This window comes from uncultured Photobacterium sp., from assembly GCF_947039875.1.
In the GTDB taxonomy this organism is placed as follows: domain Bacteria; phylum Pseudomonadota; class Gammaproteobacteria; order Enterobacterales; family Vibrionaceae; genus Photobacterium.
In genome coordinates, this window is sequence record NZ_CAMRAN010000004.1 from 1 (window position 1) to 24,940 (window position 24,940).

Sequence of the window (24,940 nt, forward strand, 5' to 3'; positions counted from 1 at the left end):
TATCTTAAAGTATAGGAGATAATTTAACAGTAGCTGTTAAATAGTGGGAATCAGGTAAAGTTATACTTATCTTGTCATTTTAATAGGTTAATAACGATGAATCATATTATTAAATTAGATTTTTTAGAATGTAAATATGGTGAGGCATATATAGCTGCCTCACCATTTAATTGAGTATATGTTTATTTTATTAAAAGACTGCTTATCAACTAAGAAATGATATATTAGATACTCTTATATATTCTATCTATTTCCTCTAATGATTGAGGGCTCACTGCTTTTATATCAATACGACTTTGCAAGCAAAAAAATAAAAAATCTTTATTTGATAGTAATTTATCTATTTCAATTTTTAATATATTCGTGTGTTTTAAATTCATATCTTCATTTGAAGGTGCTGATAATTCATTAATTGTCGTAACCACATCACACCCAAAAGATAAAGCGAGTTTGAAAAAATATTTAGTATTTACATGGATGAAAAAATAATCTAAATGTTGATTATTTAAAATAGCATTGAACAAGCAAAGAGTGCATAATTTATAATAAAACCTTGACGATGTGACTTGTTCGAACATTATAATAGAATTGACACCATCCTTACCATTCTCACCATATATACTACTATTCGCAAATGCATGAATAAAAAAGGCTTCTGTTTTATCATCTGAAAACCAACGTCCAATACTTAAAGACGATGGCGGGATAATGTTAATCATGTCCATTGTTTCGCTTATCAAGTATTCTTTTATGTGTGGTTGTATCTTGTCACGTTGATCGGTATGCTCAAATTTTATATGGTTTGTTATAATGGGTTTATTTAGTTTTCTATATCGCTCGTACTCAATACCAAAACGTGTATTAAGTGATGAGTTTATTTTAGTTGGTATATCAAAGCCATGAATACTATATATATATGAAACTAATAGATTAAGCGTTCGCATTATGGTTATTTTTTTTGCGATAGAGGGGACGGTTTTTCCATTTTCCCAACGACTTAATGTAACTGTATCTAATTTAGATAAAGAATTACCAGATGAAAGGAATAGATCTACAAAATCGTTTTGAGATAGGTTGTTATCAGCTCTAAATTGTTTCAGTAAGTCTTTAAAATTGTCTTTCATAATTAAATCTTAATCCATAGATAATAGCCATAGAATGCTATGGGTGTGTATAAAATGCAAATTATTTATTAGGCATTAGTATATTTTTTGTTAGATATAATAATAAGAATTATCATTGATTAAATGAAATAATGTTCATCAGTGATAGCATTGGTGATACTTGTGGTATTGATATGCTATTAATTTAAAAGAAGATGTTTGAAATAATAATAAGCCACACTGTTTTTTAAAAAGGGAGGGCTTCCTTGGGTTATGAAAAATGTAGTATTACAAGAAAAACCATACTTGAATCATTAGAAAAAAAATATTTTATAAACTACTATCAACCCATCTATGATGCAAAAAGTAATCAATTAAATGGAGTTGAAGTTTTACTAAGATTGATACATCCGTCTTGGGGAGTAGTTTATCCTAATGATTTTATAGGATTGGCTGAAAAAGAAGGCCTAATCGATGAGCTTTTTTTCTTTTCAACTAGTTGCGCAATACGGGATCTTAAAACCTATCATCAATTAAAAAAAATATCTATTAACGTATCACCAAGCACCCTCAATGTGCCTAATATCCATCATTGGCTGATAGATAAATGTAAAGAATCGCAGATTTTAAGTCATCAGATAACGTTAGAGTTGACTGAAAATATAGAATATAGACAAAACACTGTGTCATTAGAAAATATTAAGCGCTTAAGGGGCTTGGGTTTTGGGTTGTCTATTGATGATTTTGGGGCTGGATATTCATCATTGCCGCGTTTAATGGAAATCCCATTCACTGAGTTGAAAATTGATAAAATTTTAATTCAAAATATTTTTTTTAATAATAAAAACAAGAAAATAATGGAGCACTTGGTTAGCTTAGTGCATAGCTTAGGGGCGCAAATTGTTGCTGAAGGTATTGAAGATAGAGATACATATAATATGATGAAAGAAATCGGGGTTGATTTATGCCAAGGTTATTTTTTTCATCGGCCAATGAGTGTTGATGATTTTGTAAATAATATGATGCCTCTTTAGGCGTGATGCCATCACTTACACTTTTAATAAGCATCAAAGAATACATCCTAATTTTATCCCCGAATTTTGATTGAGAACTGTATAACTTTTTAGAGCAAAGTTACCTATGAGAAGTGGCTTGCGTGATGGATATCGGGAAATTAACAATAGTTTTGACAGCTTGAAACCTGAAAACAAGAGAAACCCCAAAAACCTTCAGTATAAATTAAACAACTAGCAACCCTTGGAAAGTCACAGAAGAAATTAAAATGCCCTCTTGTTTAATGTTAGACTTATTGAGCTAGACTATAGAAATTATAACTATTTATTTTTATTAGTAATAGAAGCGGTCATTTAACGTAAATTTCTATCGAAGTGCTTGGTTTTAATTGAAAAAGATATTTTATTAATAGTTCCATTCTTTATCCCATTGTCGTTGCTCTTCTATATCTTCAATCCGCCGACGTAAATTTATTTTTTTTTCAACTTCCTTATTTTTCTTTTTTTTGCTCGGCTTCTTTGCAGCTAGTTCAGTTTCCATCATATATTCTCGTTATTTTTAATTGGATACGGATTTTATAAAGTATAGGCTTAATTGTTAATAGCAATTAAATGTTGATTGCTATTAACATGCTATTATTATGACGATCTTACCACCAATAATATGCATAATGATAACCTTGATCTGAATGAAATATCACAGTTTAAGGCCCTTCTACCGCCATAAGCTCTGTTAGATCTATATTACTCTACTCAGATCTAAAATCTTGCACATTGACATACAAAATCTGGTTAAACTAAATGATGCCAGTCTTGGGAATGTTTATTTTTCCTATTTTCTAATCCACAAATTTTAAACTAGCCAGCGTCATTGGTGTTGCTTTTGCTTTTGTTTTCGCCTAATACTGGCCAAGTTTATATTTATTAAGTGATTGAACGCATTTATCCATTGTTATTTACCTATACTCTTGCTTCGACAGTTTTTACAGAGTGGCCTTGCTCTAAAACGAATTACGCGAATTTTAATCGCAAATCGAGTGCAAGATTATGACGCGCTTTCTTGTTTTGCGTAAGATAAAAAAAGGCTAAGTACATCGTACTTAGCCTTACATTAAATATTACTAATATGCTTTAGTTAATACATTACTTTCTATTGATCTAGTTTAAAGACCAACAAGAAGGGAATGAAAATGAATTGTCTGGGTCTTGAGGAGCAAAGTACTTAGTATCCATATTTTGGTTTACATACCACTTATTATTTGGATCCACGTTGACATAACCTTGCCCATAGTCACCAAGTTTGTCATCCCCTTTACCATCTTGATAACAAATCCATTTAACAAAATTTTGGGTTGAGGGATACTGAGCATCAGGTATGCTAAACCACTTAGCATCAAACTTGTTTTGAATAGTTGAGCTACCAACTTGCCAGTTAGATCTACCGGCAATTTTTAGTTGATTCATTACATCACAAGCAACTGTTATATTCTCTAACCATACAGCTCTCGCAGCTTCTGTGCCGCGTTTACTCCAGTAAATAGCTCTAAATCGAGTATATCCTTTACCAATTTCCTTAGAGCCTAACGTGCTATAATCGGGAACGGCTAACGATTTAAGGATCGTATTAGAAAAACCTAAGGTAAACATCTCAGAATTTCTTCCATTAACAACTGTCGTACAGCCTAATCTATCAGCCATAATAGGATCGACACCAGGAGGACAAATAGTCAAGCCATATATTATTTGAGTTGTATTCGTTGCTTTAGGATCGGAAATATTCAGTATTAAACTAACAACTTTATCTTCATGGCCTATTTTCTTTTCAACTAAGACTGAATTGCCACGTATTTGAATATCAATATACTGAGATGCTTCTTCAGGAGTAATTATTCTCCCTTCGTAGTTCATATTATCAATCTCATACTTAAGCTGATAATCATCCTCTGGGAGGAATATTTGACTGCCTGTACCAGAGTCAGAACTTAAGTATACCGTTGCTAGGTTATCAAATTTACCCCCGTAATATTTCTCCACAAATGCCCAAGGCTTATCCTTAATACTCCTTGCACATGAGAAATATGCTGGGTTTACTTGTGATCTTGATCCATCATATAAACTAAAAGCATCACGTCCGTCTGTTGCATATTTCTGACCACTATGCCAATGGTACTTACTTGCAAATACTGGTTGGTTTCCAAGCACATTTTTTCGCATATCCTCCATTGCCCTAGTCGTGGGTAGATATGCTCCCATTGTTTTACAATAAGCTTCAGCTAATGATTTATCAAAAGTAGGGTATAAGCCTGGAACTCCGGCCATTCCATCTTCTTGAAATAATCCAGTGTACACACCATTTTTAGACAAATCACTTAATGTAAGAGGTGCTATAAATTCAACTTGCTGGACTGTATCAATAATATTTTCGTAAACAGTTACATCAAATTGCAATAATCCAATACCATAACCGCCATTATGATCTGAAACAATATATGTAATAGCTTCAGAACCTGGGTTAGTTGGGGTATATGTAAATGAAGTATGACCATCAATTACAGCACCACCACTCATTGCTTGCACATAAATCAACTGTAGATCATCACCTTCAGCATCGCTAATCAGATCTGCAACATCGATTGGCTGTGGTCCTGAAATTATATTAACTGTCGGAAAGACCTTATCTTTAGCGATGGGACTTGAATTTCCATTTTGGCCGATTGCGATATATATAACACCAGGTTTAGCAATATTATTAACTGAGTCTATTTCTGTATAAAATATACGAACAGTACCTATAGTATCAGTAGGGGCTTTATACGTAATGTCTGTTCCTGTCGGCTCTATAATATAGCCAATATCACCAGATTCCGTCTCACCTGTTAAGTATACCGAACTAGGATCAATTGCATAGCCTGTTTCTATCAGTAAATCTTCGGGGGTGAATCTTATTGTGTTGCCTTCGAGTACCGTCCGCGAAACAGGAGGCAAAAAATCGCCTTTGGTGTAGTCCTCTGTTACGACAACTTGAACCATACCCTCACTTGTGCCTGCATACTTTGAAGATTGTGGTTTTACATGATATTTAAAACGACACACATCGGCGCTATCTGTTGTGACTTTAAATGTTAAGCCATTTATATCATTTTCATTAAAGGCACAGTTACTATCTATACTTTCTATATTTTCTATAATTAAATCTTGATTGTCCTCAGCAGTTACTTTCTGCCTTAGATCGATAACTTGGGTGTGTTTTGTGGGTGAAAAGGATAGTAAATCCTGAGCATTAATCGCTATTTTTTCTTGTGGTGATGGTGATGTCCCATCGCCATCGTCATCGCTACCACCACCACATCCTAAGAGCATCAGCGGTAATAAACTAAAAATTAAGCACTTTTTTATATTAAACATATAGCCTCACTTTATGATAAAGCTGATTTATATATATCGCACGAGGCCAGATGCCGTGCGAATATAATATTGAATTGTTATTAGTATTAAGAATGACTTAATACCTTATAAAGGATGGTGCCATTTAAAGAATGACATTTATTAAACTAGCACCTTTATATTTAAGCAACAATAGCCATAGTCGCTGTTGTAGTGCAATGTCATTCCTATGAGCTCCTTAAATTAATTATTATAAATATTCTAAATTCCGTCACATTTTACTGTGATATTTATGTTAACAAAAATATGCACATGTGCACGCGATTTTAATATTGTATACAATGTTGTTAATAGCATATCCGAACGATGTTCTTTCAGTGTGCTATTAACGAATGCTGTGATTATCTTTACTATGATTAACTATCACCATGGTGTCCATGGTGTCCATGGTGTCCATGGTGTCCATGGTGTCCATGGTGTGAATGATTATTTAAATAAAATACATAATAAAATATTTGGAGTTAGTCTCATGAAAAAGCAAAATTTATTGTTAGCAACAGCATTAGTATCAGCACTTGGTTTTTCTGCAGTATCTCAAGCAGCGCCAGAAGACCTAGCAGTAGGCGACCACTCAACAGCTTACCTTCAGTGGACTGGTTTTGCTAAAGTTATCCCTGGTGATAACGTTGTAATTACTGGTAAATCTGCTGGCCCTGTACTGGATGGTGAGCTATACGTTAAGTCTGACGGTACATTTGAAACGACTAAAGCAATCGATCTTGAGTCTCGTTACTACCTAACTGATGCTGTTACAGGTGCTAAGTCAGCTGGTGATCTACTAGCTACAAACTGGACTCTTGATGCTAGCGGTATCACAGCTTCTTGGGGTTCAAACCCTACAGCTGGCATGGATATTAAGATGAAAGATACTACTACTGGTCTAGAGCTAACAGACGCAGCTGGCCCAGTAAAAGTAGATAACGTTCAGTTATCTGTTGTTAATGACATCCCAGCACCTGAAGCTGAGTCACTTAACATGCTTGAGCCATTAGTTGTTAATGCTAAGGTTATTGCAACTGTTGTTGATCTTCCTTCAGCATAGTAGTAAGCAATATTTAAGATTAGACATCTATGATGCCTAATCTTTTTTCTTATCTGACTATATCTGATTATGGGTGTGTATTTTGTCTAAAAAAATAACAATAGCGCTAATTTGCACTTACTTTTCTTCTTTATGTTTTGCTCAGCAAGAATTCCCTGTGAATTTTATGATGCAAGCTGATGTGACTCCTATTGCGGCTGGGTTTAAAATAGAATCGGTTGTAGCATCACCTAATAACATAACAGTTCACTATGATGAATCTGAAGAACGCTTTAATGATGCGCATTCAACATTAATCGTTGATACCAACATACCAGCAGAGAGAAGCGAAAATTTTTATTATGATCTTAGCCTTACTAAAAATGAGGCTTCTTGTGTTTTATATAGTGGAGAGACCGTCCCCTATGATGCTCCTACATTAAAGATCACTGATAATGAAGGGGTTTTCGTTGGTATAAGTACAGAAAGCCCAATGCTTTGGCAAAAGTTTGACAGTGTTGTATCTGAAACGAAAGCTAGTATAAAAGATATTAATATGTCTTTTTCAAAAATCCCTTTCTCAGAGTTCAATTATAATTATAAGAATTGTATTGGTGAAGTGACATTAATGGTTGGATTATCAATATGAATGATCGTTACTTAGTTTTATCTACATTTATTTTATCCCTATACTCTGCCTCATCACATTCGGAAGGTATAAATCATCAAAATATCCCTGAAGAATTTAAAGCAATGTTTGATGAGGAAAGGAGCTTAGTAAATATTTCTTTTCCATCTGGTGATGTGGAGAAACAATTTTTATTAAGATCGTATGATAGAGTGAGATTAGATAAAACAGACAAGCCTGCAATTACAAACTTAAAAAGTATTCTTGTAAAGAATAATATTAAAGATGAATATGTAAATAAAATATTATCAGACTTACTTTCTCAAGATGGCATCAAAAACACGACTAAGTGTGAAGGTCTTTCAAGTACATGTGTTGTAATTACGGATAGTTATGCTTTCTTCTATAATATAGACTCAAATGTTTTAAGAGTTTTCTTATCTGAAAATGTACTTAAAGATAAAAAAACAGCTGCAGTATATGCTTCAAATGTTAATAACAATAATGCACTAATTAATAGTTCTTCTATTTTTGTTAACCAATATGATGATGATACGTCACTGAATATATCTGATAGTTTAGTTAAAGGGTTTAAGTATGGTTATTTACGGTCAGATTTTAATATAAATACTGATGCAGATGATGTTTTTGACCTTAATGAATTATCATATAACGTAACTAATCATAATACCGAATTCAAAGCCGGCTATTTTTCAGATAATAATTCGATGAATGCGACTGATATAATAGATTCGTTTACAAATTCGGATACTTTTGATGCTTCTTTTGGTTCATCTAGAAATCTTTTACTTAAAGCGAATCAAGCATATAAGAAAGTTAATATATATGTACCATCCGCTGGTTTGCTATCGATACGAAAAAATGGCGTATATATTAAACAGTATGCAGTAAAGGCAGGTCAACAAGAAATTTCATATAATGACCTACCTGCTGGTGTTTATGAAATTAATGTTACGGTTAAGTCCGGTAATAATGTCTTTTTCGACCGAAATTACAACATCTATAATATAAAATCCGCAGAGCTATCAAAAGGTGATTTTGATTATCGTGTTCAAGTAGGTATGTTAACAAATAAGGGAAATGATGAAGGGTACAACCATGATTATGATGGTGATCTTGATGAATATAGTGGCAACTATAATGATTCTTTGTATTCATCAGCTAAGTTAGCGTATGGTTTAGCTGACGGACTAACTTTATCTGGAGCGCTTACATTATCGGAAGAAAAAGATCTCATCCTCCAATCAGCTATTGATTATACATTTATTAATGGTGCTCAACTGACTTATAATAATAAACTGTATAGTGAAGGTTCCAGCTTAAATACAATTAATCTATATTCGCCATGGATTAATATCGGCTATGAAGATTTTCATTTTGATGATGATGATGGGCTTGCTTGTTTTACAGAAGCATGTGATTCAAGAACCAATATCAATATCAGTAAATCTATAATGCTAACGGGATCCTTATCGACTGGACTTTATTATAATTATTATAAGTATGCTCAAGGTAGTAGTACATCTATAACCAATAATTATAATTATGATTATGATTCATCTAATAACTTTAATTTTGAGATTACATATAATAAAAATGACGATAATATTGTTATGTACAATCAAAATGATGATGAATTTCAATTTAATTTAAGATACACCAAAACTTTTGGTAATAATAGTAGACTTTCTTTTGATACCAGCGCACAAAAAGATCAATTTACTGATTTTACTTCAGAGTTTGATACTGGTGATTTATTACCAGATGATAATATGTCACTTTCAGCATTAGCGAGAAGTTCGTTTGTGAAAGATAGAGATGAAACCAATGATACATCTTTAGATATTATGGCGGATTACCAAAATAATAACTTTGATGCTAATTACTATGCTTCGATCTCAACTGTTGGTACGACACAACAGAATCTATCATTGAATAATACCCAAATAATCACTTCTGATGGCATTGATTTTACGAGACAAAAATCAGAAGCTTATCTTAAGTTAGATATTAAGAAATCAGATGATGTTAAAGATAATGACAGCTATGGGGTTTTATCTATAGAGCAGGACAGTAGTCGAAAATATGATGTTAATATTAATAATGATAATAAAATAGTACCCTTAAACTCATACGCTCAATATAATAATAGAATTGATACGGAATCATCATCACTCGAAAATACAGGTAAAAATAGAGCAGAATTTTTTGTTCATCCAGGTAGTGTCGTTGAAACGAAGATGAACCTTACTAAGGTTGTATCTTTTGTTAGTGGATTTAAAGACATACTCGATCAGGATATTTTAGCTGTTCAATGTGTTGGTGAAGGTTGTGTTGATGTCGAAAATATTGATGCTAATGTGTTTAAAATTGCAGTTAGATCTGGACAGCCGTTTGTTCTGAAAAATAAAGATAAAGAGCTAACTTGTTTGACTCCTCAAGTACGCGATATTAGTGTGTTAAATATCGGTATGAATTACTGTATACCTGATGATAATGAACAGTTATTGGTAATGACGGATCCTCAAACAGGAAAAGACATGCGTTATGTTTACCTCGGTATTTTTGAGACTAAAAATAAATGGCGTTATGCTTCTCTAGATAAAGATAGTCAATATAATATTATTGAAAAGAAGTTTGGTGATGATAAAAACTTAGTTTATGTATCTTATGATCAAGAACAAATAGTAAGTAATGATATGAAAGAAAAACTTTCAAATATTATGTTAACGGCAGATGTACCTAAAGATGCAATTTCAAATTACGTATTATTGTTGAATAAGAATTGGAATTAAATATGAAAAAATTATTATTATTGGCGTTACTATTTCCTTCAATATCACATGCGATTGCTATTGATACTATGCTTAAAATTGCTGATAGCCATGGCGCGGGGGTTTATACTGTTACAAACAATGAAAACCAGCCAGCTTTCGTTAATGTTAAGTTATCAGAAATTAAAATGAAAAATGGTACGCTGGTTAAAATGCCTTATACAAAAGCCAATTTATTGGAGTGGGGGGCGACTTTAACCCAAAATAAATTTATTCTTGACCCGTTAATGGCGAAAAAAGTAGGTATAAGAGCCTTGTGTGCTGATGGCTGTAATCCTGACCTCGATACTATTTTTGCCGTGCAATTTACACCATCACCTTATTCAAAAGATGGTAAACAGAAAGGCGTTGCAATAAGTTATGGCTATGAAAGTATCTTTATTATACCGGCTAAAAATAAAAAAATAGCGTATTCAATTGATAAAAAGAATGAGAATGCATTATTAAAAAATACAGGTAATACTACATTAGAAGTATTCTTTAACCAATGTAGTGCAGGCTTTAAGTCTGATTGTAGTACTAAAGTTATTTTACTTCCCGGTAAAACCAAAAAATTAGTTCTACCTAAAAATGCAAGAAAGGGAACAATTGATGTGTTTGTTTCATCAGTTGATGATACTTTTTATAGGAAAGAGGTCGTTGCAAATGATAAAAAAGCCATATTTAATAAAATTATTAAATAATAAAAATTTTTTATTGTTAATAGCTATATATTCGTCTAACTGCTTTTCTTTTATGTTAGATGGAGAATTAACGGGTAATGATCTTAAATTCAGAAATGTCGTATCGAGTGTTTCTAGCGCTAGCTATAAAACGTTAGCAGACTGGGAGCCGGAACATAATTTACTGCCAACAACGGCTTGGTCTCCAGGATTTAAACATGATAGTAAAAATATTGTCTTAGTTGGTCCTAGTGGGGCAAAAGTAGATATTTCTGATGCTGTATCAATTGTCGGTCTTGAATATAAATCAAGTAATGCACTTGAAGAGGTTAGTGAAAAACTATCAGTAACAAAGTGTGATACATATGGTACGAGTGGTAATATTGCTTATGTTGTAAATTCATCAGGATCTACGGTTTGTTCTGGATCTGTTGTGAATGGTTATAATGCGATGCCATATCATTTTATTAGACCTATATTATCGATTGATAATGCTAAAATTGTTGAAGCATTTAATAATTTGCCCATAGAAGAAAAACAAGAAGGCTTCTATAACTACAGCTTTGGTTTTACCTACCCTTATGGGTTTATCGTACCAGCATCAGGGGTTAAAACTTGGCAGAATTTATTTAAAAATTTCGTGATTAGTATTGCTTATAAACCTGGATATATCGCTGATGTACGCTTAGAAAACCCTGGTGTACACGAATTTGATTTTAGTATGACTAAACCTGAGAGCCCTTATCTTGAAGGGATCGCAAAGTTCAATGTTATCGCTACGGGATCATTCCCGACCGGATTAGTATTAAATATCCCTACAGGGAATGATTTTAGTTTGAAGCATATTAATGGAAAACTAGGCGCTGCCGATATTCCAATAGATGTTATTTGTCCTAATTGTGAAGTGCAAGAATTAGTGACAGATGGAGTGGAACAAGTCTCTACAACTAAGATTAATGTTAGTGGTACGAAAGTTAAATTCCCTATTGATGTGAAAATAAAGAAAGAGAGAGAAACTGTCGCTCTTGGACAATATTACGGTAATTTTGTTTTTACATTTGGGTTAAATCTTTAAAGTAATAATGTAGCTTAAGTCATTATTACTATATTAGATGTAGTTCATTATAAGCTATAGGCTGATATTACACCCTATAGCTTAGTTTTATACAATAATACAATTGAAATTATTCTGGATATTATCATTTGATGATGATTATTTAGGTGTAGAGATGTCAATAAAGAAAAGTCAATTAAGAAAACGAGTAAATAAAAGATTTCAATCTGCATATGATACCTATGGGTATTTATCTTTATGTTCTATTATTAATTCAAATTTAATGAAAAAAAGAAAGCAGAAAAACGCGATAAGCCCTAAAAGAGTATATCTATTTCAGCAATATGAAGAAAACAGAACGCATATTAAATTATTGCCACAACAAGCAAATATTGCTGTTTATAAAAAATATCTAAATTGATGATAAGCAATAATAAAAATCAAGCCGCAATAGGTAATATACTTTGCTATTGTGACTTGATTATTTGTTAATATGATATTCACTCTATATATTTTAAAAATATAATGATTGTATACTTTTAGGTCTAAAAATAAGAAATTACGTCAGAAATATAAATGTGCACTTATAAATAAGTCAATAAAAGTAAATATTTATTGATAGCACAATCAGTTATGAGGGTTGAGTCACATTTGTGGCAAAAAAATATAGTTTGTGAATAAGTGTGTAATATTAGACGGTAAAATCTTTTAGATAGCCCTGTAAAGACTAAGGCTAACTAAAGGATCATACTTATGAAAAAACGCTATATTGTTTTAATCGCTGTTATCGGCATTGTTATTGGCTGGTTAACCTTAGGGGGTACACAAGCTGTACTTCATGCAACCTCTAGCACTGAATTTTGTGTGTCGTGCCATACGATGCAAAAACCACTCGCTGAATATCAAGGTTCAGTACACTTCAGTAATCAAAAAGGCATTCGTGCAGAATGTGCTGATTGCCATATCCCTAAAGATCCGATTGATTATTTAATTACCAAGGTTCGAGCTTCTAAAGACATCTACCATGAATTTGTTACGGGTAAGATTGATACTGATGCTAAGTATGAAGATCACCGCTTAGCAATGGCTGAAACGGTATGGGGACAAATGCGTGAAAACGATTCTGCTACTTGTCGTTCTTGTCATAGTCTTGATGCGATGGAAACCTATGACCAATCAGCTAGTGCACAGAAAATGCATTTATACGGTAAAGAAAATAATCAAACCTGCATAGATTGCCATAAAGGTGTAGCCCACTTTGCACCACAAGCTACGTTAGATACCTCCGCTTTTGATCACCTTTTCGACATGGCTAAAAATACTAAAGCAGACGCAGTAAAAGTTTATCCAATTGAAACCATTAAAATGGCTGATCTTGCGACGATTAATCCAACCGTTGAATTAACCACTGTCGCGCATAAAGATAATCAGCGTACGGTTATGGTTTCTGGTTACCAAATGAAAGGTGCAGAATCTGTTATCTACATGGGTGAAGGTCAACGTTCAATTATCGCGACCTTAACGGATGCGGGTATTAAAGCATTAAAACTGGGTGAGGCTAAAACTGACGCTTACGGTAATCAATGGCGTAGTGCTGAGCTAACAGGCACTATTGATGCGCCTGTTCTTGCTTCTAATCAACCGTTATGGGATTACGCAGAAGAATTGGATAACGTTTACTGTGCAACGTGCCACGCTAAAATTCCAGCTAATCACTTCACTGTTAACTCTTGGGGTCCTGTTGCAAAAAGCATGGGTGCACGTACAGATATTTCTGAACTAAACCTTGAGATCTTAACTAAATTCTTCCAAAACCACGCGAAAGACGTGGCAACTCATCAATAAGGGAGTGGTGACTATGACAACGATTACTCGTCGCGGCTTTTTAAAAGGCGCAAGTGCATCTGCTGGTGCATTAGCGATCACCTCTATCGCTCCGTTATCTGTAAACGCCTCTGCATTGGGTCGTACAGATTCATTAATTCTAACCGCTGGTCGTATGGGGCCTTTGCTTTGTGAAGTTAAAGATGGTCAACTTATCTCAACCAAAAGTGGCTTAGCGCAAACTGTACCCAACAGCTTACAACAAACAGGACCATCACAGGTTTACACTAAAGCACGTGTTAAATACCCAATGGTACGTAAAGGCTATTTAGCAAACCCAAGTGCTCCTCAAGGTGTACGCGGTAGCGATGAATTTGTGCAAGTATCATGGGATGAGGCTTATAAGCTGATCCATGAGCAACATATGCGTATTCGTAAAGCTTATGGTCCAGAGTCTATCTTTGCTGGTTCTTATGGCTGGCGTTCAAGTGGTGTCTTGCACAAAGCGCAAACATTACTTCAGCGTTATATGAGTATGTCGGGTGGTTATGCGGGTCACTTAGGCGACTATTCTACGGGGGCGGCTCAAGTTATTATGCCGCACGTTGTTGGCTCGATTGAAGTTTATGAACAACAAACTACTTACCCGGTAATTTTAGAAAACAGTGAAGTGGTGGTGTTGTGGGGCTTGAACCCAATTAACACTTTAAAAATTGCATGGTCTTCAAGTGATGGTCAAGGTCTTGAATTTTTCCATCAACTTAAGAAATCAGGCAAAACTGTTATTATCATTGACCCAATGCGTTCAGAAACTGCTGAATTTTTTGGTGATAAAGCACAATGGATTGCACCTAATCCGCAATCAGATGTGGCAATGATGATGGGTATTGCTTATCAGTTGATCAAAACACAACAACACGATACTGAATTTCTTGCTAAATACACCGTAGGTTTTGAGCAATTTGAAGCCTACCTCATGGGTAAAGAAGACGGCATCGAGAAAACACCACAATGGGCTGAAGCTATTTGTGGCGTTCCTGCAAAACAAATGGAGCTTCTGGCTAAAATCTTCAAAGAAAACCGCACCATGCTGATGGCTGGTTGGGGTATGCAACGCCAGCAACACGGTGAGCAACGTCACTGGATGCTGACAGTTCTTGCTTCTATGCTTGGTCAAGTTGGCTTACCTGGCGGTGGTTTTGGTTATTCATACCATTACTCTAATGGTGGTAATCCGACCCGTGACGCTGGTGTATTACCTGCAATGTCGCCATCTCTAGGAACAAGCTCAGCCGGCGGTAATGATTGGGCTGTTCAAGGTTCGGTGACGGGTTTCCCTGTTGCGCGTATTGTGGAATGTTTAGAAAAACCGGGCACAGAGTACCAACATAATGGTCATACGCTAACGTTCCCTGAATTAAAAATGATCTGGTGGGCGGGTGGTGCTAACTTTACCCACCACCAAGATACCAACCGTCTGATCAAAGCATGGCAAAAACCTGAATTGATCGTTATTTCTGAACCATACTGGACGGCTGCGGCTAAGCATGCGGATATCGTGCTACCTATTACGACCTCATTTGAGCGTAATGATCTGACGATGACAGGTGATTACTCTAATCAGCATCTTGTGCCGATGAAGCAAGTGGTTGAGCCACAAAACGAAGCGCGTAGTGATTTAGATGTATTTGCTGATATGGCAGAACACCTAAAGCCCGGCGGTCGAAATGTGTATATGGAAAACAAAACGGAGATGGAATGGCTGCGTGATTTCTATAAAACTGCTCAAAAAGGTGGCCGTAACGCACGTGTTCCTATGATGAATTTCTCTAAGTTTTGGGAAGCAAACAAACTTATTGAAATGAAGTGGAATGCAAAGAACGCTGAGTTTGTACGTTTTGCTGATTTTCGTAAAGATCCAATTATGAATCCACTCGGTACGCCAAGTGGTAAAATTGAGATCTTTTCTAAAACGATTGAAAGCTTTAAGTTAGATGATTGTCCTCCACACCCAGTATGGATGGAGCCAACCGAGTGGATGTTTAATTACAATGATGGTGAATTGCAGTTAATGACATCACACTCAGCACATCGCTTACATAGCCAATTTAACTATGCTGATCTTCGTAAACAATATGCGGTACAGAACCGTGAACCGATTACGATCCATCCAGAAGATGCAAAAGCCCGTGGTATTAAAGATGGCGACTTAGTGCGTGCTTACAACCAACGTGGCCAAGTTTTGGTTGGTGCTTTTGTTTCTGATGGTATTAAAAAAGGCAGCGTATGTATCCACGAAGGTGCATGGCCTGATTTAGACTCTAAAACAGGCATGTGTAAAAATGGTGGGCCAAACGTATTAACTATGGATATTCCAACATCCCGTTTAGGTAATGGTAACTGTGGTAATTCTGGAGTGGTGAAAATTGAGAAATTCACAGGTATTGCTCCAACATTAACGGCGTTTACACCACCTAAAAACGGTTAGTTAATAGTGTAACCTGACTAAAAAGCCGAGTATTAATACTCGGCTTTTTTTATAAATAGTTAATAAAAAAGATATTTTTAATTGCGCTGTACTAATTCTAATTCAGCTAATTCTTTTTTTAATCGCTTTAATTGTGCTTTTTGCTTTTTTATCAAATTAGGCTGTTGATTGATTTCTTCTATCTTTTCTAATTTCTGCTGTCGTTCACGAGCCGTTAACTTATCATAAATGATGCTGTTTTTTAATCTATTCAATCGTTGTTGCTGATATTCATTATCATATTGTTCATTTTGTAATACTTGCTCGGCTTGAGTCACTTTGTTTTTTAACGTGAATAATTGTTGTCCTTGATGATAACCTCGTAAAAATAGAGCAGAGGTCGATTGTGGACAAACACCAAGATAGCGATTGCCATTTGAACCAACAAAAAAACCATGACTTTCAGTACAGTATGTTATTAACCCTTGCTGATAACTTGCTTGATATTGGTTAAAGTTAGCATGAACCTTATATTCAGAGCATGCAGAGCTACGTTCATTAAATTGATTAGCTGATGCGCCTTGTGAGCCATCTAAATATCCTAAAGCCGACCAATTCGCCGCCTGGCATTCTTGTTCATTCATTACGGAGCATGCACTTACCGTTGAGCATAATATAAGTGTAATAGTGAGTGATTTTATCGTCATGAATGATTATCTTATAATGAATAAAACGGAGTATTCTAGAGGGATAACAATTAAAAATAAAGTAAGGTGTTTTTAATACTAAGATCTATGCATAAATAACAGTGATTTTCTGGTAATAAAAAGGCTAATGAATTGATAGTGCTATTATTTAATATGTTAATAGATCGTGTTAATTAAAAGCGATACCTATATTTAATGGTTATAGATATCGCTAATGATTAAAACAAATTCAAACCAAAGGCAGTTTTAATATCCGTTAAAACTTGTTGGGTTTGTTGGTTAGCATGTTCGGTTCCTGCTTTTAGGACTTCAATGAGATAATCTTGGTTATTTAAATAATCACTACGACGTTTACGTATTGGTGATATTAGATCTTGTAAACATTGTTCTAAGATTTTCTTGGTTGTTCCATCACCTAAACCTCCTTGGCGATATTGCTGCTTTAACGTTTCAATATAAGCCCCATCTGGGTGGAAAGCATCAAGGTAAGTAAACACAATATTACCCTCAACGCAGCCAGGATCTTCAACACGGAGATGATTAGGATCGGTATACATTGATTTTACTGCTTGTGAAATCGTCTTACTATCAGCACCTAATGTGATGGTATTCCCCATTGATTTAGACATTTTATTTTTACCGTCAGTACTTGGTAAGCGAGCGACTTTGCTTAATAGCGGTTGACATTCCACTAAAATATTCTTACCTGCAATAGTATTTATTTTTCTAACAATTTCATTGGTTTGTTCAAGCATTGGTAATTGGTCATCACCGACAGGGATTAAGCTTGCGCGAAATGCTGTAATATCAGCGGCTTGAGATATTGGGTAAGTTAAAAATCCAGCAGGAATAGAACGGCCGAAGGCTTTAGACTGAATTTCACTTTTAACGGTAGGGTTACGTTCTAAACGTGCAATCGAAACAATGTTGGAGTAATACATGGTTAATTCAGCGAGAGCAGGAATGGCAGATTGAAGACAAATAGTGGTGAGTTTTGGATCAATACCAACCGCTAAATAATCAGCGACAACATTAAGAATATTGTCTGCGATCTTTTGTGGATTATGGCCATTATCGGTAAGACCTTGCATATCAGCAACGAGAATGTTTTGCTGGTATTGATGCTGTAATTGTACTCGTTGTTGTAATGAACCAACATAATGGCCAAGGTGAAGCTGACCTGTAGCACGGTCACCAGTAAGAATAATAGGTTGATGTTGATTTGGTGCAATTGATGCTTGAGTGTTCATATGCTTCTCCGAAAAAGTGCGCCGGAGAGGTGGGGAAATACGGATAAGATTAGGCGTATTCATTTGCAACCTTCCGGCGGCAAAATGAAATAGAAATAAAAAGATAACTCTATTCAGCGCCGCTCGATGAAGAACGCCACCAAAAGAAAAGGGATGAGATAGTGCTTGTTATCTTTTTCATATGATGAACCTATCAAAATAATTAAATGAAACAAGTTGTTTTATTTGGTAAATAAATGATGTTTTTTATTGCTTGTAAATCCAAGTAATTGGTTTGTTGAGCGTAGTGAATGTTTTTATATGAAAATAGAGATATCTGAATATATTTTTATACTGCGGATTTTATAAGTGAAAAAGATTAATTGTGGTTTTTCTTTTTTTCTCTTTATTTTATATTTCTATGTTGGCATTCCTTTGCTCGTAGTCTTGATATTATTATCATATTAAAAACCAACCTCGACGTTCTTTTCGATAGATAATACCTTGAGATTCTAACTGTAGTAGTGCTTGTTTTACTGTCACTCGGTTAGTATTAAAGATATCACTTAACTCTCGTTCTGATGGTAATCGTTTTGATTGAGTAGCAAATAACCCTCGGTCAATTTGTTGAAGAATCGTGTCACAAATTATTGAGAGTGATGATGGCTGTTGTGTGCTCATTGTTACCTTTGATTATCATTGTTAAAGCTGTACTTATACCGAATAGCATAACAGTGGTATGTCATTATTGTGTCATTACTGCCAAGGTTATTGGTTGTAATGGACTAAAAAGGATTATTTCAGCACTATATTTTATTGGAAAGATACGTTTCATTTATCGTTAATATGCATTTTGTTTTTGTTATATGTATTTCATATGCTTATTTACTGTTAAATGTAATTTATCTATAAAACAATGGGTAACATGATTTTTAATATCAAAGTGTAATTTAACAAAATTGATCACTGTTTTATTATCGTTTTTTTAGATTGATATTGACGGTTTTTTGCCATGGATTTTTTGTATCGATCTCTCAATTATGCAGCAACACAATTAATTAGAGATTTAATCATGAAAATCTTTCCGTTTGTTTTATGCACTACATTACTAAGTACATCTGCATTTGCGGCAAATACTAATATTGTAATAAATACACCGAATATTGGCGGTCAAGATCCAGTCATAAATGGCACAATTTCAAGCGGCAATGTAGCTATAGGTAGAGATTCATCTTTTCAAGGAAGTAGTAATCTTGTGATTGGCTCTAATGCAAATGCGGCCGATACATCTATTGCTATTGGCAATCATTCTTCAGCTCAGGGTGAATCAGTTGTTCTAGGTGCTGGTGCTGTTGCTATTAATAACGGCATTGCCATAGGTAATCAGTCGTATTCTGATGATGGTCAGGTATCTATTGGTACTCAATATAAACAGCGTCGTATTGAAAATATGGCAGCAGGTCAAAAAGATACTGATGGGGTTAATGTTAGTCAACTTACGCCATTAAAAAATAATATAGCGGCTAATCAAGCGAAAATTAAAACCGTTGAGTCGGCGGTAGTGAAAAACTCGTCCAATATAACAATGAATAAAAATGATATTGTGACTAATAAAAATACAATAATGACGAACACATCAAGCATCACCACCAATACTGGTGCGATTAATACTAATACATCAAATATAACGACTAATGCTGGAATGATTAATCGTAATGTAACTACTATCAATAATAATACGACTCATATTCGTACCAATACAGCTAATGTAGAGCACAACACGACTGAGATAACGAATACGAAGCAATTGGCGTCAACCAACCAGACGAATATTAGTAAAAATACGAATGGGATAACAACTAACCGTAACAATATTCAACATAATTCTGATCGTATAGACAATATTGATTCTGATAATAAAACTTACGTTGATAATAAGTTTAATCAATTAAAGACAGATATCTATCAAGTAAGAAAGCGTGCTGATGCTGGCACAGCTTCTGCTATGGCAATGACACAAATCGCAGCACCACTGAATGGATATAAATATAATATTGGTATTGGTATTGGTTCATATGGTGAGCAAGCCGCAACAGCTATTGGTGCTAAGTTTAGAGTAAATAAAAGTACGACCATTGGATTAACATCTTCGTATGATTCTCAGCATAATCTTGGTACATCTGTTGGTGCTAACTGGTCATTTAGATAAATTTCTCTAATATTATGAATTAATAGAGAAAAAATCTTTATTTTTATACACATAAAAACAGTTAATCATAATTAATATTTTTGTGTGCGGTAACATCTAAGGCCGTGGTTATTACTCATAATGAGGATTATTAAGTAAGTCTCGGCCTGTTCATTATGATTATAAAAAAGATCGTATTTTTAACAAAAAGAGGAATATTTCACGCTTGATAGTTATTTTTTAGTAATAAAAATGGTGAGTGGAGGAGATTTAAATTTCATTAAAATAGCGAAGATTGCTTAAATGTTAGTTTACACATATATAATAAATAGTATTTTATATTTTATTTTTGATCTTTACATATAAAATAAACCTCAAAATCAGCATGTAGGCGCTATTTTTATTGTTCCTTGTTTTGTGTAACGGTATGATTTTAAAGCTTAATGTTGGTGTTGTTTGATTTGGTTTACCTTCTAAAAGCAAATTAAACAGTCAGTGATGCATAATGACGATTAATTACAGTTAGAAAATAAATTTCATCTTTAGTTGTGATATATGTTTATATACTGCCAACTTTAATACTGATATTCGTCTGAATTAAGACAATAAGCATTGTTGATTTTAACATGAATCAAAAAATAGAGATTCAACCGCAAAATACGATCCAGAGTTATATTGATGAAATATCAATAAATAATCCAGTTACTAGTAAATATTCAATGTCAATGACACGTGTGCAATGGCGAATTTGGTTACTAGCAACATTTGGTAAGTTTTTTGAGGGTATGATCGTTTTTATGATGGGGTTAACTCTACCATTATTAACCCTACAATTTCATTTAACAGAGCTACAGAAGGGTATAATTAGTTCCTCGATTCTGTTTGGTATTTTAATTGGAGCGAGTGCTCTGGGTGGGCTATCTGATCTTTATGGACGTAAGAAAATGTTCATTATTGAGATGGCTTTACTCTCTATTTGCTTGATAGGAATGGCGACTAGTCAATCTTATTTAAGTCTTTTAGTGTTTAACTTTGGTATTGGCTTAGCTTTAGGGTGTGATTATCCTACGGCGCACTTAATGATATCTGAAAGTATCCCATCTAAAAACCGTGGTAAGTTGGTTTTGGGGGCGTTTGCATTTCAGTCTATTGGTGTTTTGTTTGGTATTTTAACCGGTATTTTTGTGTTGACGTATGTTAATGACATTAATGCATGGCGGATAATGTATATTATTGCTTTGATTCCATCATTAGCGATTACGATTGCACGTTTTTTTATTCCAGAAAGTGCGCATTGGCTTTTGTCTAAAAATCGTAAAGCTGATGCTGAAGTTTCATTGAAACGATTACTGCATCGTTCGCAGCAGTCATCGATGCCAATTGAAGAGACACCGTGTGATGAAGTTGAATTAACGTCTTGGCTACATGGCTATAAGCGGTTATTTAAAGAAAAATATCGTGCAAAAACAATTTTGGCATCAGTTCCTTGGTTCATTCAAGATCTTGGTACTTATGGTATTGGTATTTTTACGCCAGTGATTCTTGCTTCTGTGCTTGATCCACATAAAGCAGCAGGGGGCGATGCATTACATAACACAATTGCTAATACAATTTATTTAGCAAAAGGTACCGCTGTTATTGACTGCTTGTTAATTATTGGCGTTATCTGTGCGATTATTTTTTCTGAATCTGTTGGCCGGATGAAGCTTCAGATTTACGGTTTTATTGGTTGTGCAGTTGGTTTGTTGTGTGCGGCAATTTCAGTGAAGTTGCATGGTGATTATCAAATGTACATGCTGTTTTTAGGTTTTATGTTATTCAATTTCATGAATAATTTAGGTCCTAATGCGCAAACCTATTTGATATCTGGTGAAGTTTTTCCAGTAAAAATTAGAGCCAAAGGGGCGGGCTTTGCAGCATCAATTGCTAAATTTGGTGCTATTTTAACGGCTTTCTTATTTCCGATTCTTTTACATGGAATTGGCGTGTTTACGCTCTTATTATGTTTAGTGGTCACGTCATTGCTTGGCGCATGGGTAACACATAAGTACCGTTTCGAAACGTCAGGTAGAAATATTGAAAGTATGTAAATACTGACATCATCCAATTTATTTTAAAGCATCAGCTTATGGTTGGTGCTTTTTTATATTTATACGTTGCTGAGTGTATATTTTCCTGACGCTACATAGTGTTGATCAATGCGCTATTATTTAAAGAGAGTTACATGATGACGATGTAACTCTCTTAACTTTATCCGCTTGACCTTCCCCTCAATGTAACCTTTATAATGTTATTAAATAGATTGATAGTAGAGAGTAGATGCCAAGATGAGCTGTTGTAATAAAGCCCCAAAAGGCGGCGCAAGCTTAGGATTATTGTTAAAGTTTATTGTTGCGATTTTTGTATTGTTGTTAATTGCATCTTACTGGCAATAATGTTGTGATTAGGCATGAAAATCTTTAATCTAAACAAAAATACCTTAATTAGAATTTTCTATTATTTTGAATAATATTTCATAGATCTCTTTCTTCGTGTAGCAAACAAACTGAATGTAGCAAACCAATTAGATGAGTGTTTTTAATCGGCAATGTGATTAAAAATGCGACTGTTCACATTTTTGTTGAACAGTTATATATACACTTGGTTTTATATTGCAACTTTATCATTACGCATAACAGTCGTTATGGTTATCTGTGATCATAAAGTGTGTGGACTATTGTTGTTATACACGGAGATAGAATATGACTATCGGTAAGTACCTCAGATGGAAAGATTCGCAAGGGAAAGTGTTTCGTCCTGTGTCATTAACGGGCACCGAGTTACTCAATGATCGCACTTTAAATAAAAGTACGGCTTTTACTCAAGAAGAGCGCGATGCTTTTCAATTGACGGGATTATTACCCCCGCGAGTACAAACGTTTGATGATCAACTTAACCGTGTCTATGACGGCTTTAGCAGTGCTTCCACTGATATTGAAAAATACCTCTTTTTACGCTCACTTCAAGATCGTAATGAAACCCTTTTTTATGCGTTACTCTCACGTCATGTAGAAGAAATGACCCCCATCATTTATACCCCTACTGTTGGCAAAGCATGCCAGGAATTTAGCCATCGCTATCAAAAAGCGCGTGGGCTATATATTACCGAAGAAAACGTAAGTGCGATGGGTGAGATGTCACGTCATTTTATGGGCAAAGATATCAAAATTATTGTCGTAACTGATAGCCAAGGTATTTTAGGTATTGGCGATCAAGGGGTTGGCGGTATGGGGATCCCGATTGGTAAGTTATCACTTTATACTTTAGGGGCAGGGATCCATCCCGCACATTGTTTACCGATAGTATTAGATGTCGGTACTGATAACCAAGAGTTGCTTGATGATCCTATGTATTTGGGTATTTCACGTAAACGTCTTCGTGGTGATGCCTATAAACGCTTTATTAAAACATTTGTACAACAAGTTAAACGCCATTTTCCAAAAGCAGTATTGCAATGGGAAGATTTTAGTAAAGCCAATGCGTTTGATAATCTGAGTGATTATGAAGACAGCTTGCCGTCGTTTAATGATGATATTCAAGGTACGGGCTCAGTTGTATTAGCGGGTATTTTAGGGGCATGTAAGATAAAACAAGAGCGCTTAGTGGATCAAACTTATGTGATCTATGGAGCGGGTGCTGGTGGCGTGGGGGTTGCTGATCAGATTTATGCTGGGCTACTAAAAGAAGGCTGTACTCATCATTCTGCGCGAGCGAAGATTTTTATTCTCGATTCTCAAGGTGTGGTATTTGATGATCGCGATGGGCTTGAAGATTATAAACGTCGTTATGCTAAATCACGTTCTATTTCTGCTGGGTGGCATGCCGCTGAGTTGGGTAAGATAAGTTTAACTGAGCTTATTAATAATCATCCTGTTACGGTATTATTAGGTGCAAGTGGTATCGGTGGTGCGTTTATGGCGGAACATATTCAAAAGATGATGGAATATACGCCAAGGCCAATTATATTTCCGTTATCTAATCCTACCGCTAATTGTGAAGCGATTCCTGAAGCGATTTATCATTGGAGTGATGGGCAAGCGATCGTCGCAACGGGCAGCCCGTTCTCTGATGTTGAATATAATGGCCATCAATATCGTATTGGACAAGGCAATAATGTGTTTATTTTCCCAGGAGTTGGATTAGCGTCGATTGTGTCGCAAACGGAAAAAATCACTCAAGATATGTTTACCACGGCATCTTATGCGCTTGCTGCGTGTGTGAGTGATGAAGATATTGCCAGAGGTTGTATTTACCCTCGTATTAGTGTGTTGAAAGCTGTGTCTGTTCATGTGGCTCATTCAATTTTAACGCAGATGCAAGCAACGGATGCTTGTTGCCATTTACGAGATAAAGATTTGAAGCAAGCATTATCTGAGCATATGTGGGAACCGGTATACTTACCTTATCGACGCGTATAAGCACGTTATTTTATAAAATATTCAGATAAAGAAAGCCATATTCATGATTGGATATGGCTTTTTTATTTTATAAATCATTATCTTAGTGTTTTTATGTTATTTGGGGCTTATCCGTTGTTATATCTCATGGCTTTATTTTTTTATCGAAACGTTTCGATGGTGAAACTGTGAGCCAAATAGATATTTTGGGTCTTTTATTTACGTTGAAAGCGATCATTCTCACACCTTATCTATTTCGCACTGGTGAAATTATTGAGGCCGTTTATTATTCACATCGAAACGTTTCGA

18 protein-coding genes are annotated in these 24,940 nt (G+C 34.9%); 12 read left to right on the forward strand and 6 right to left on the reverse strand.

Going from position 1 to position 24,940, the window contains the following annotated elements:
- Window positions 1-224: 224 nt before the first annotated feature.
- Window positions 225-1,124, reverse strand: coding sequence for a helix-turn-helix transcriptional regulator (locus tag Q0V26_RS02260; protein WP_297476360.1), 900 nt, complete (start codon window positions 1,122-1,124; stop codon window positions 225-227).
- 245 nt (window positions 1,125-1,369) lie between these two features.
- Between Q0V26_RS02260 and Q0V26_RS02265 the strand changes: the two genes are divergently transcribed.
- Window positions 1,370-2,137 (forward strand): EAL domain-containing protein, encoded by a 768-nt coding sequence (locus Q0V26_RS02265; protein ID WP_297476362.1) that lies wholly within the window; start codon window positions 1,370-1,372, stop codon window positions 2,135-2,137.
- A gap of 385 nt (window positions 2,138-2,522) precedes the next feature.
- Here Q0V26_RS02265 and Q0V26_RS02270 read toward each other — a convergent pair whose 3' ends face one another.
- Together Q0V26_RS02270 and Q0V26_RS02275 are read right to left on the reverse strand one after the other, a co-directional pair.
- Window positions 2,523-2,660, reverse strand: a complete 138-nt coding sequence (locus Q0V26_RS02270; protein ID WP_297476365.1) for a hypothetical protein — start codon at window positions 2,658-2,660, stop codon at window positions 2,523-2,525.
- A 614-nt stretch (window positions 2,661-3,274) separates the two neighbouring features.
- Window positions 3,275-5,521, reverse strand: coding sequence for a hypothetical protein (locus Q0V26_RS02275; RefSeq protein WP_297476369.1), 2,247 nt, complete (start codon window positions 5,519-5,521; stop codon window positions 3,275-3,277).
- A 508-nt stretch (window positions 5,522-6,029) separates the two neighbouring features.
- Here Q0V26_RS02275 and Q0V26_RS02280 point away from each other — a divergent pair.
- The 8 genes from Q0V26_RS02280 to Q0V26_RS02315 all read left to right on the forward strand — a co-directional run bounded on the left by Q0V26_RS02280 (window position 6,030) and on the right by Q0V26_RS02315 (window position 16,092).
- Entirely contained in the window at window positions 6,030-6,602 is a 573-nt protein-coding gene (locus Q0V26_RS02280; protein ID WP_297476371.1) for a hypothetical protein, read from the forward strand.
- An 82-nt stretch (window positions 6,603-6,684) separates the two neighbouring features.
- A complete protein-coding gene (locus Q0V26_RS02285) occupies window positions 6,685-7,230 on the forward strand; it encodes a hypothetical protein (RefSeq protein WP_297476374.1) in 546 nt (181 codons plus the stop codon).
- Window positions 7,227-10,025, forward strand: coding sequence for a CS1-pili formation C-terminal domain-containing protein (locus Q0V26_RS02290; protein ID WP_297476375.1), 2,799 nt, complete (start codon window positions 7,227-7,229; stop codon window positions 10,023-10,025). The genes Q0V26_RS02285 and Q0V26_RS02290 overlap by 4 nt, the downstream gene beginning before the upstream one ends.
- A 2-nt stretch (window positions 10,026-10,027) precedes the next feature.
- On the forward strand, window positions 10,028-10,747 hold the full coding sequence (locus Q0V26_RS02295) for a hypothetical protein (RefSeq protein WP_297476378.1): 720 nt from the start codon (window positions 10,028-10,030) through the stop codon (window positions 10,745-10,747).
- On the forward strand, window positions 10,710-11,801 hold the full coding sequence (locus Q0V26_RS02300) for a hypothetical protein (RefSeq protein ID WP_297476381.1): 1,092 nt from the start codon (window positions 10,710-10,712) through the stop codon (window positions 11,799-11,801). Before Q0V26_RS02295 ends, Q0V26_RS02300 begins: the two co-directional genes overlap by 38 nt.
- Before the next feature lie 154 nt (window positions 11,802-11,955).
- On the forward strand, window positions 11,956-12,201 hold the full coding sequence (locus Q0V26_RS02305) for a hypothetical protein (protein WP_297476384.1): 246 nt from the start codon (window positions 11,956-11,958) through the stop codon (window positions 12,199-12,201).
- Between the two features lie 332 nt (window positions 12,202-12,533).
- Entirely contained in the window at window positions 12,534-13,625 is a 1,092-nt protein-coding gene (locus Q0V26_RS02310) for a NapC/NirT family cytochrome c (RefSeq protein WP_297476386.1), read from the forward strand.
- Window positions 13,626-13,638: 13 nt separating this feature from the next.
- Window positions 13,639-16,092, forward strand: a complete 2,454-nt coding sequence (locus tag Q0V26_RS02315; protein WP_297476389.1) for a molybdopterin guanine dinucleotide-containing S/N-oxide reductase — start codon at window positions 13,639-13,641, stop codon at window positions 16,090-16,092.
- A gap of 77 nt (window positions 16,093-16,169) precedes the next feature.
- Here Q0V26_RS02315 and Q0V26_RS02320 read toward each other — a convergent pair whose 3' ends face one another.
- From Q0V26_RS02320 to Q0V26_RS02330, 3 genes are all read right to left on the reverse strand, one after another.
- Complete coding sequence (locus Q0V26_RS02320) at window positions 16,170-16,715, reverse strand: DUF2799 domain-containing protein (RefSeq protein WP_297476416.1); 546 nt, start codon at window positions 16,713-16,715, stop codon at window positions 16,170-16,172.
- A 281-nt stretch (window positions 16,716-16,996) separates the two neighbouring features.
- Window positions 16,997-18,028 carry a tryptophan--tRNA ligase gene (trpS, locus tag Q0V26_RS02325; protein WP_297476419.1) on the reverse strand — a complete coding sequence of 344 codons (1,032 nt, stop codon included), beginning with the start codon at window positions 18,026-18,028 and terminating at the stop codon, window positions 16,997-16,999.
- A 438-nt stretch (window positions 18,029-18,466) separates the two neighbouring features.
- Entirely contained in the window at window positions 18,467-18,688 is a 222-nt protein-coding gene (locus tag Q0V26_RS02330) for a GntR family transcriptional regulator (protein ID WP_297476421.1), read from the reverse strand.
- Between the two features lie 391 nt (window positions 18,689-19,079).
- On the opposite strand from Q0V26_RS02330, the gene Q0V26_RS02335 reads away from it, so the two are divergent.
- The 3 genes from Q0V26_RS02335 (at window position 19,080) to Q0V26_RS02345 (ending at window position 24,652) form a co-directional block, all read left to right on the forward strand.
- Window positions 19,080-20,216 carry a YadA C-terminal domain-containing protein gene (locus Q0V26_RS02335; RefSeq protein ID WP_297476424.1) on the forward strand — a complete coding sequence of 379 codons (1,137 nt, stop codon included), beginning with the start codon at window positions 19,080-19,082 and terminating at the stop codon, window positions 20,214-20,216.
- Between the two features lie 605 nt (window positions 20,217-20,821).
- Entirely contained in the window at window positions 20,822-22,285 is a 1,464-nt protein-coding gene (locus Q0V26_RS02340) for an MFS transporter (RefSeq protein WP_297476427.1), read from the forward strand.
- A 651-nt stretch (window positions 22,286-22,936) separates the two neighbouring features.
- Entirely contained in the window at window positions 22,937-24,652 is a 1,716-nt protein-coding gene (locus Q0V26_RS02345; RefSeq protein ID WP_297476430.1) for an NAD-dependent malic enzyme, read from the forward strand.
- Window positions 24,653-24,940: the final 288 nt, after the last annotated feature.

What these genes read in the sequence shown, in the direction of transcription:
- Q0V26_RS02260 (WP_297476360.1), bottom strand. Translation starts at nt 1,124, where the DNA reads ATGAAAGACAATTTTAAAGACTTACTGAAACAATTTAGAGCTGATAAC.
- Q0V26_RS02270 (WP_297476365.1), bottom strand. Translation starts at nt 2,660, where the DNA reads ATGATGGAAACTGAACTAGCTGCAAAGAAGCCGAGCAAAAAAAAGAAA.
- Q0V26_RS02275 (WP_297476369.1), bottom strand. Translation starts at nt 5,521, where the DNA reads ATGTTTAATATAAAAAAGTGCTTAATTTTTAGTTTATTACCGCTGATG.
- Q0V26_RS02280 (WP_297476371.1), top strand. Translation starts at nt 6,030, where the DNA reads ATGAAAAAGCAAAATTTATTGTTAGCAACAGCATTAGTATCAGCACTT.
- Q0V26_RS02290 (WP_297476375.1), top strand. Translation starts at nt 7,227, where the DNA reads ATGAATGATCGTTACTTAGTTTTATCTACATTTATTTTATCCCTATAC.
- Q0V26_RS02295 (WP_297476378.1), top strand. Translation starts at nt 10,028, where the DNA reads ATGAAAAAATTATTATTATTGGCGTTACTATTTCCTTCAATATCACAT.
- Q0V26_RS02300 (WP_297476381.1), top strand. Translation starts at nt 10,710, where the DNA reads ATGATAAAAAAGCCATATTTAATAAAATTATTAAATAATAAAAATTTT.
- Q0V26_RS02305 (WP_297476384.1), top strand. Translation starts at nt 11,956, where the DNA reads ATGTCAATAAAGAAAAGTCAATTAAGAAAACGAGTAAATAAAAGATTT.
- Q0V26_RS02310 (WP_297476386.1), top strand. Translation starts at nt 12,534, where the DNA reads ATGAAAAAACGCTATATTGTTTTAATCGCTGTTATCGGCATTGTTATT.
- Q0V26_RS02315 (WP_297476389.1), top strand. Translation starts at nt 13,639, where the DNA reads ATGACAACGATTACTCGTCGCGGCTTTTTAAAAGGCGCAAGTGCATCT.
- Q0V26_RS02320 (WP_297476416.1), bottom strand. Translation starts at nt 16,715, where the DNA reads ATGAATGAACAAGAATGCCAGGCGGCGAATTGGTCGGCTTTAGGATAT.
- trpS (WP_297476419.1), bottom strand. Translation starts at nt 18,028, where the DNA reads ATGAACACTCAAGCATCAATTGCACCAAATCAACATCAACCTATTATT.
- Q0V26_RS02330 (WP_297476421.1), bottom strand. Translation starts at nt 18,688, where the DNA reads ATGAGCACACAACAGCCATCATCACTCTCAATAATTTGTGACACGATT.
- Q0V26_RS02335 (WP_297476424.1), top strand. Translation starts at nt 19,080, where the DNA reads ATGAAAATCTTTCCGTTTGTTTTATGCACTACATTACTAAGTACATCT.
- Q0V26_RS02340 (WP_297476427.1), top strand. Translation starts at nt 20,822, where the DNA reads ATGAATCAAAAAATAGAGATTCAACCGCAAAATACGATCCAGAGTTAT.
- Q0V26_RS02345 (WP_297476430.1), top strand. Translation starts at nt 22,937, where the DNA reads ATGACTATCGGTAAGTACCTCAGATGGAAAGATTCGCAAGGGAAAGTG.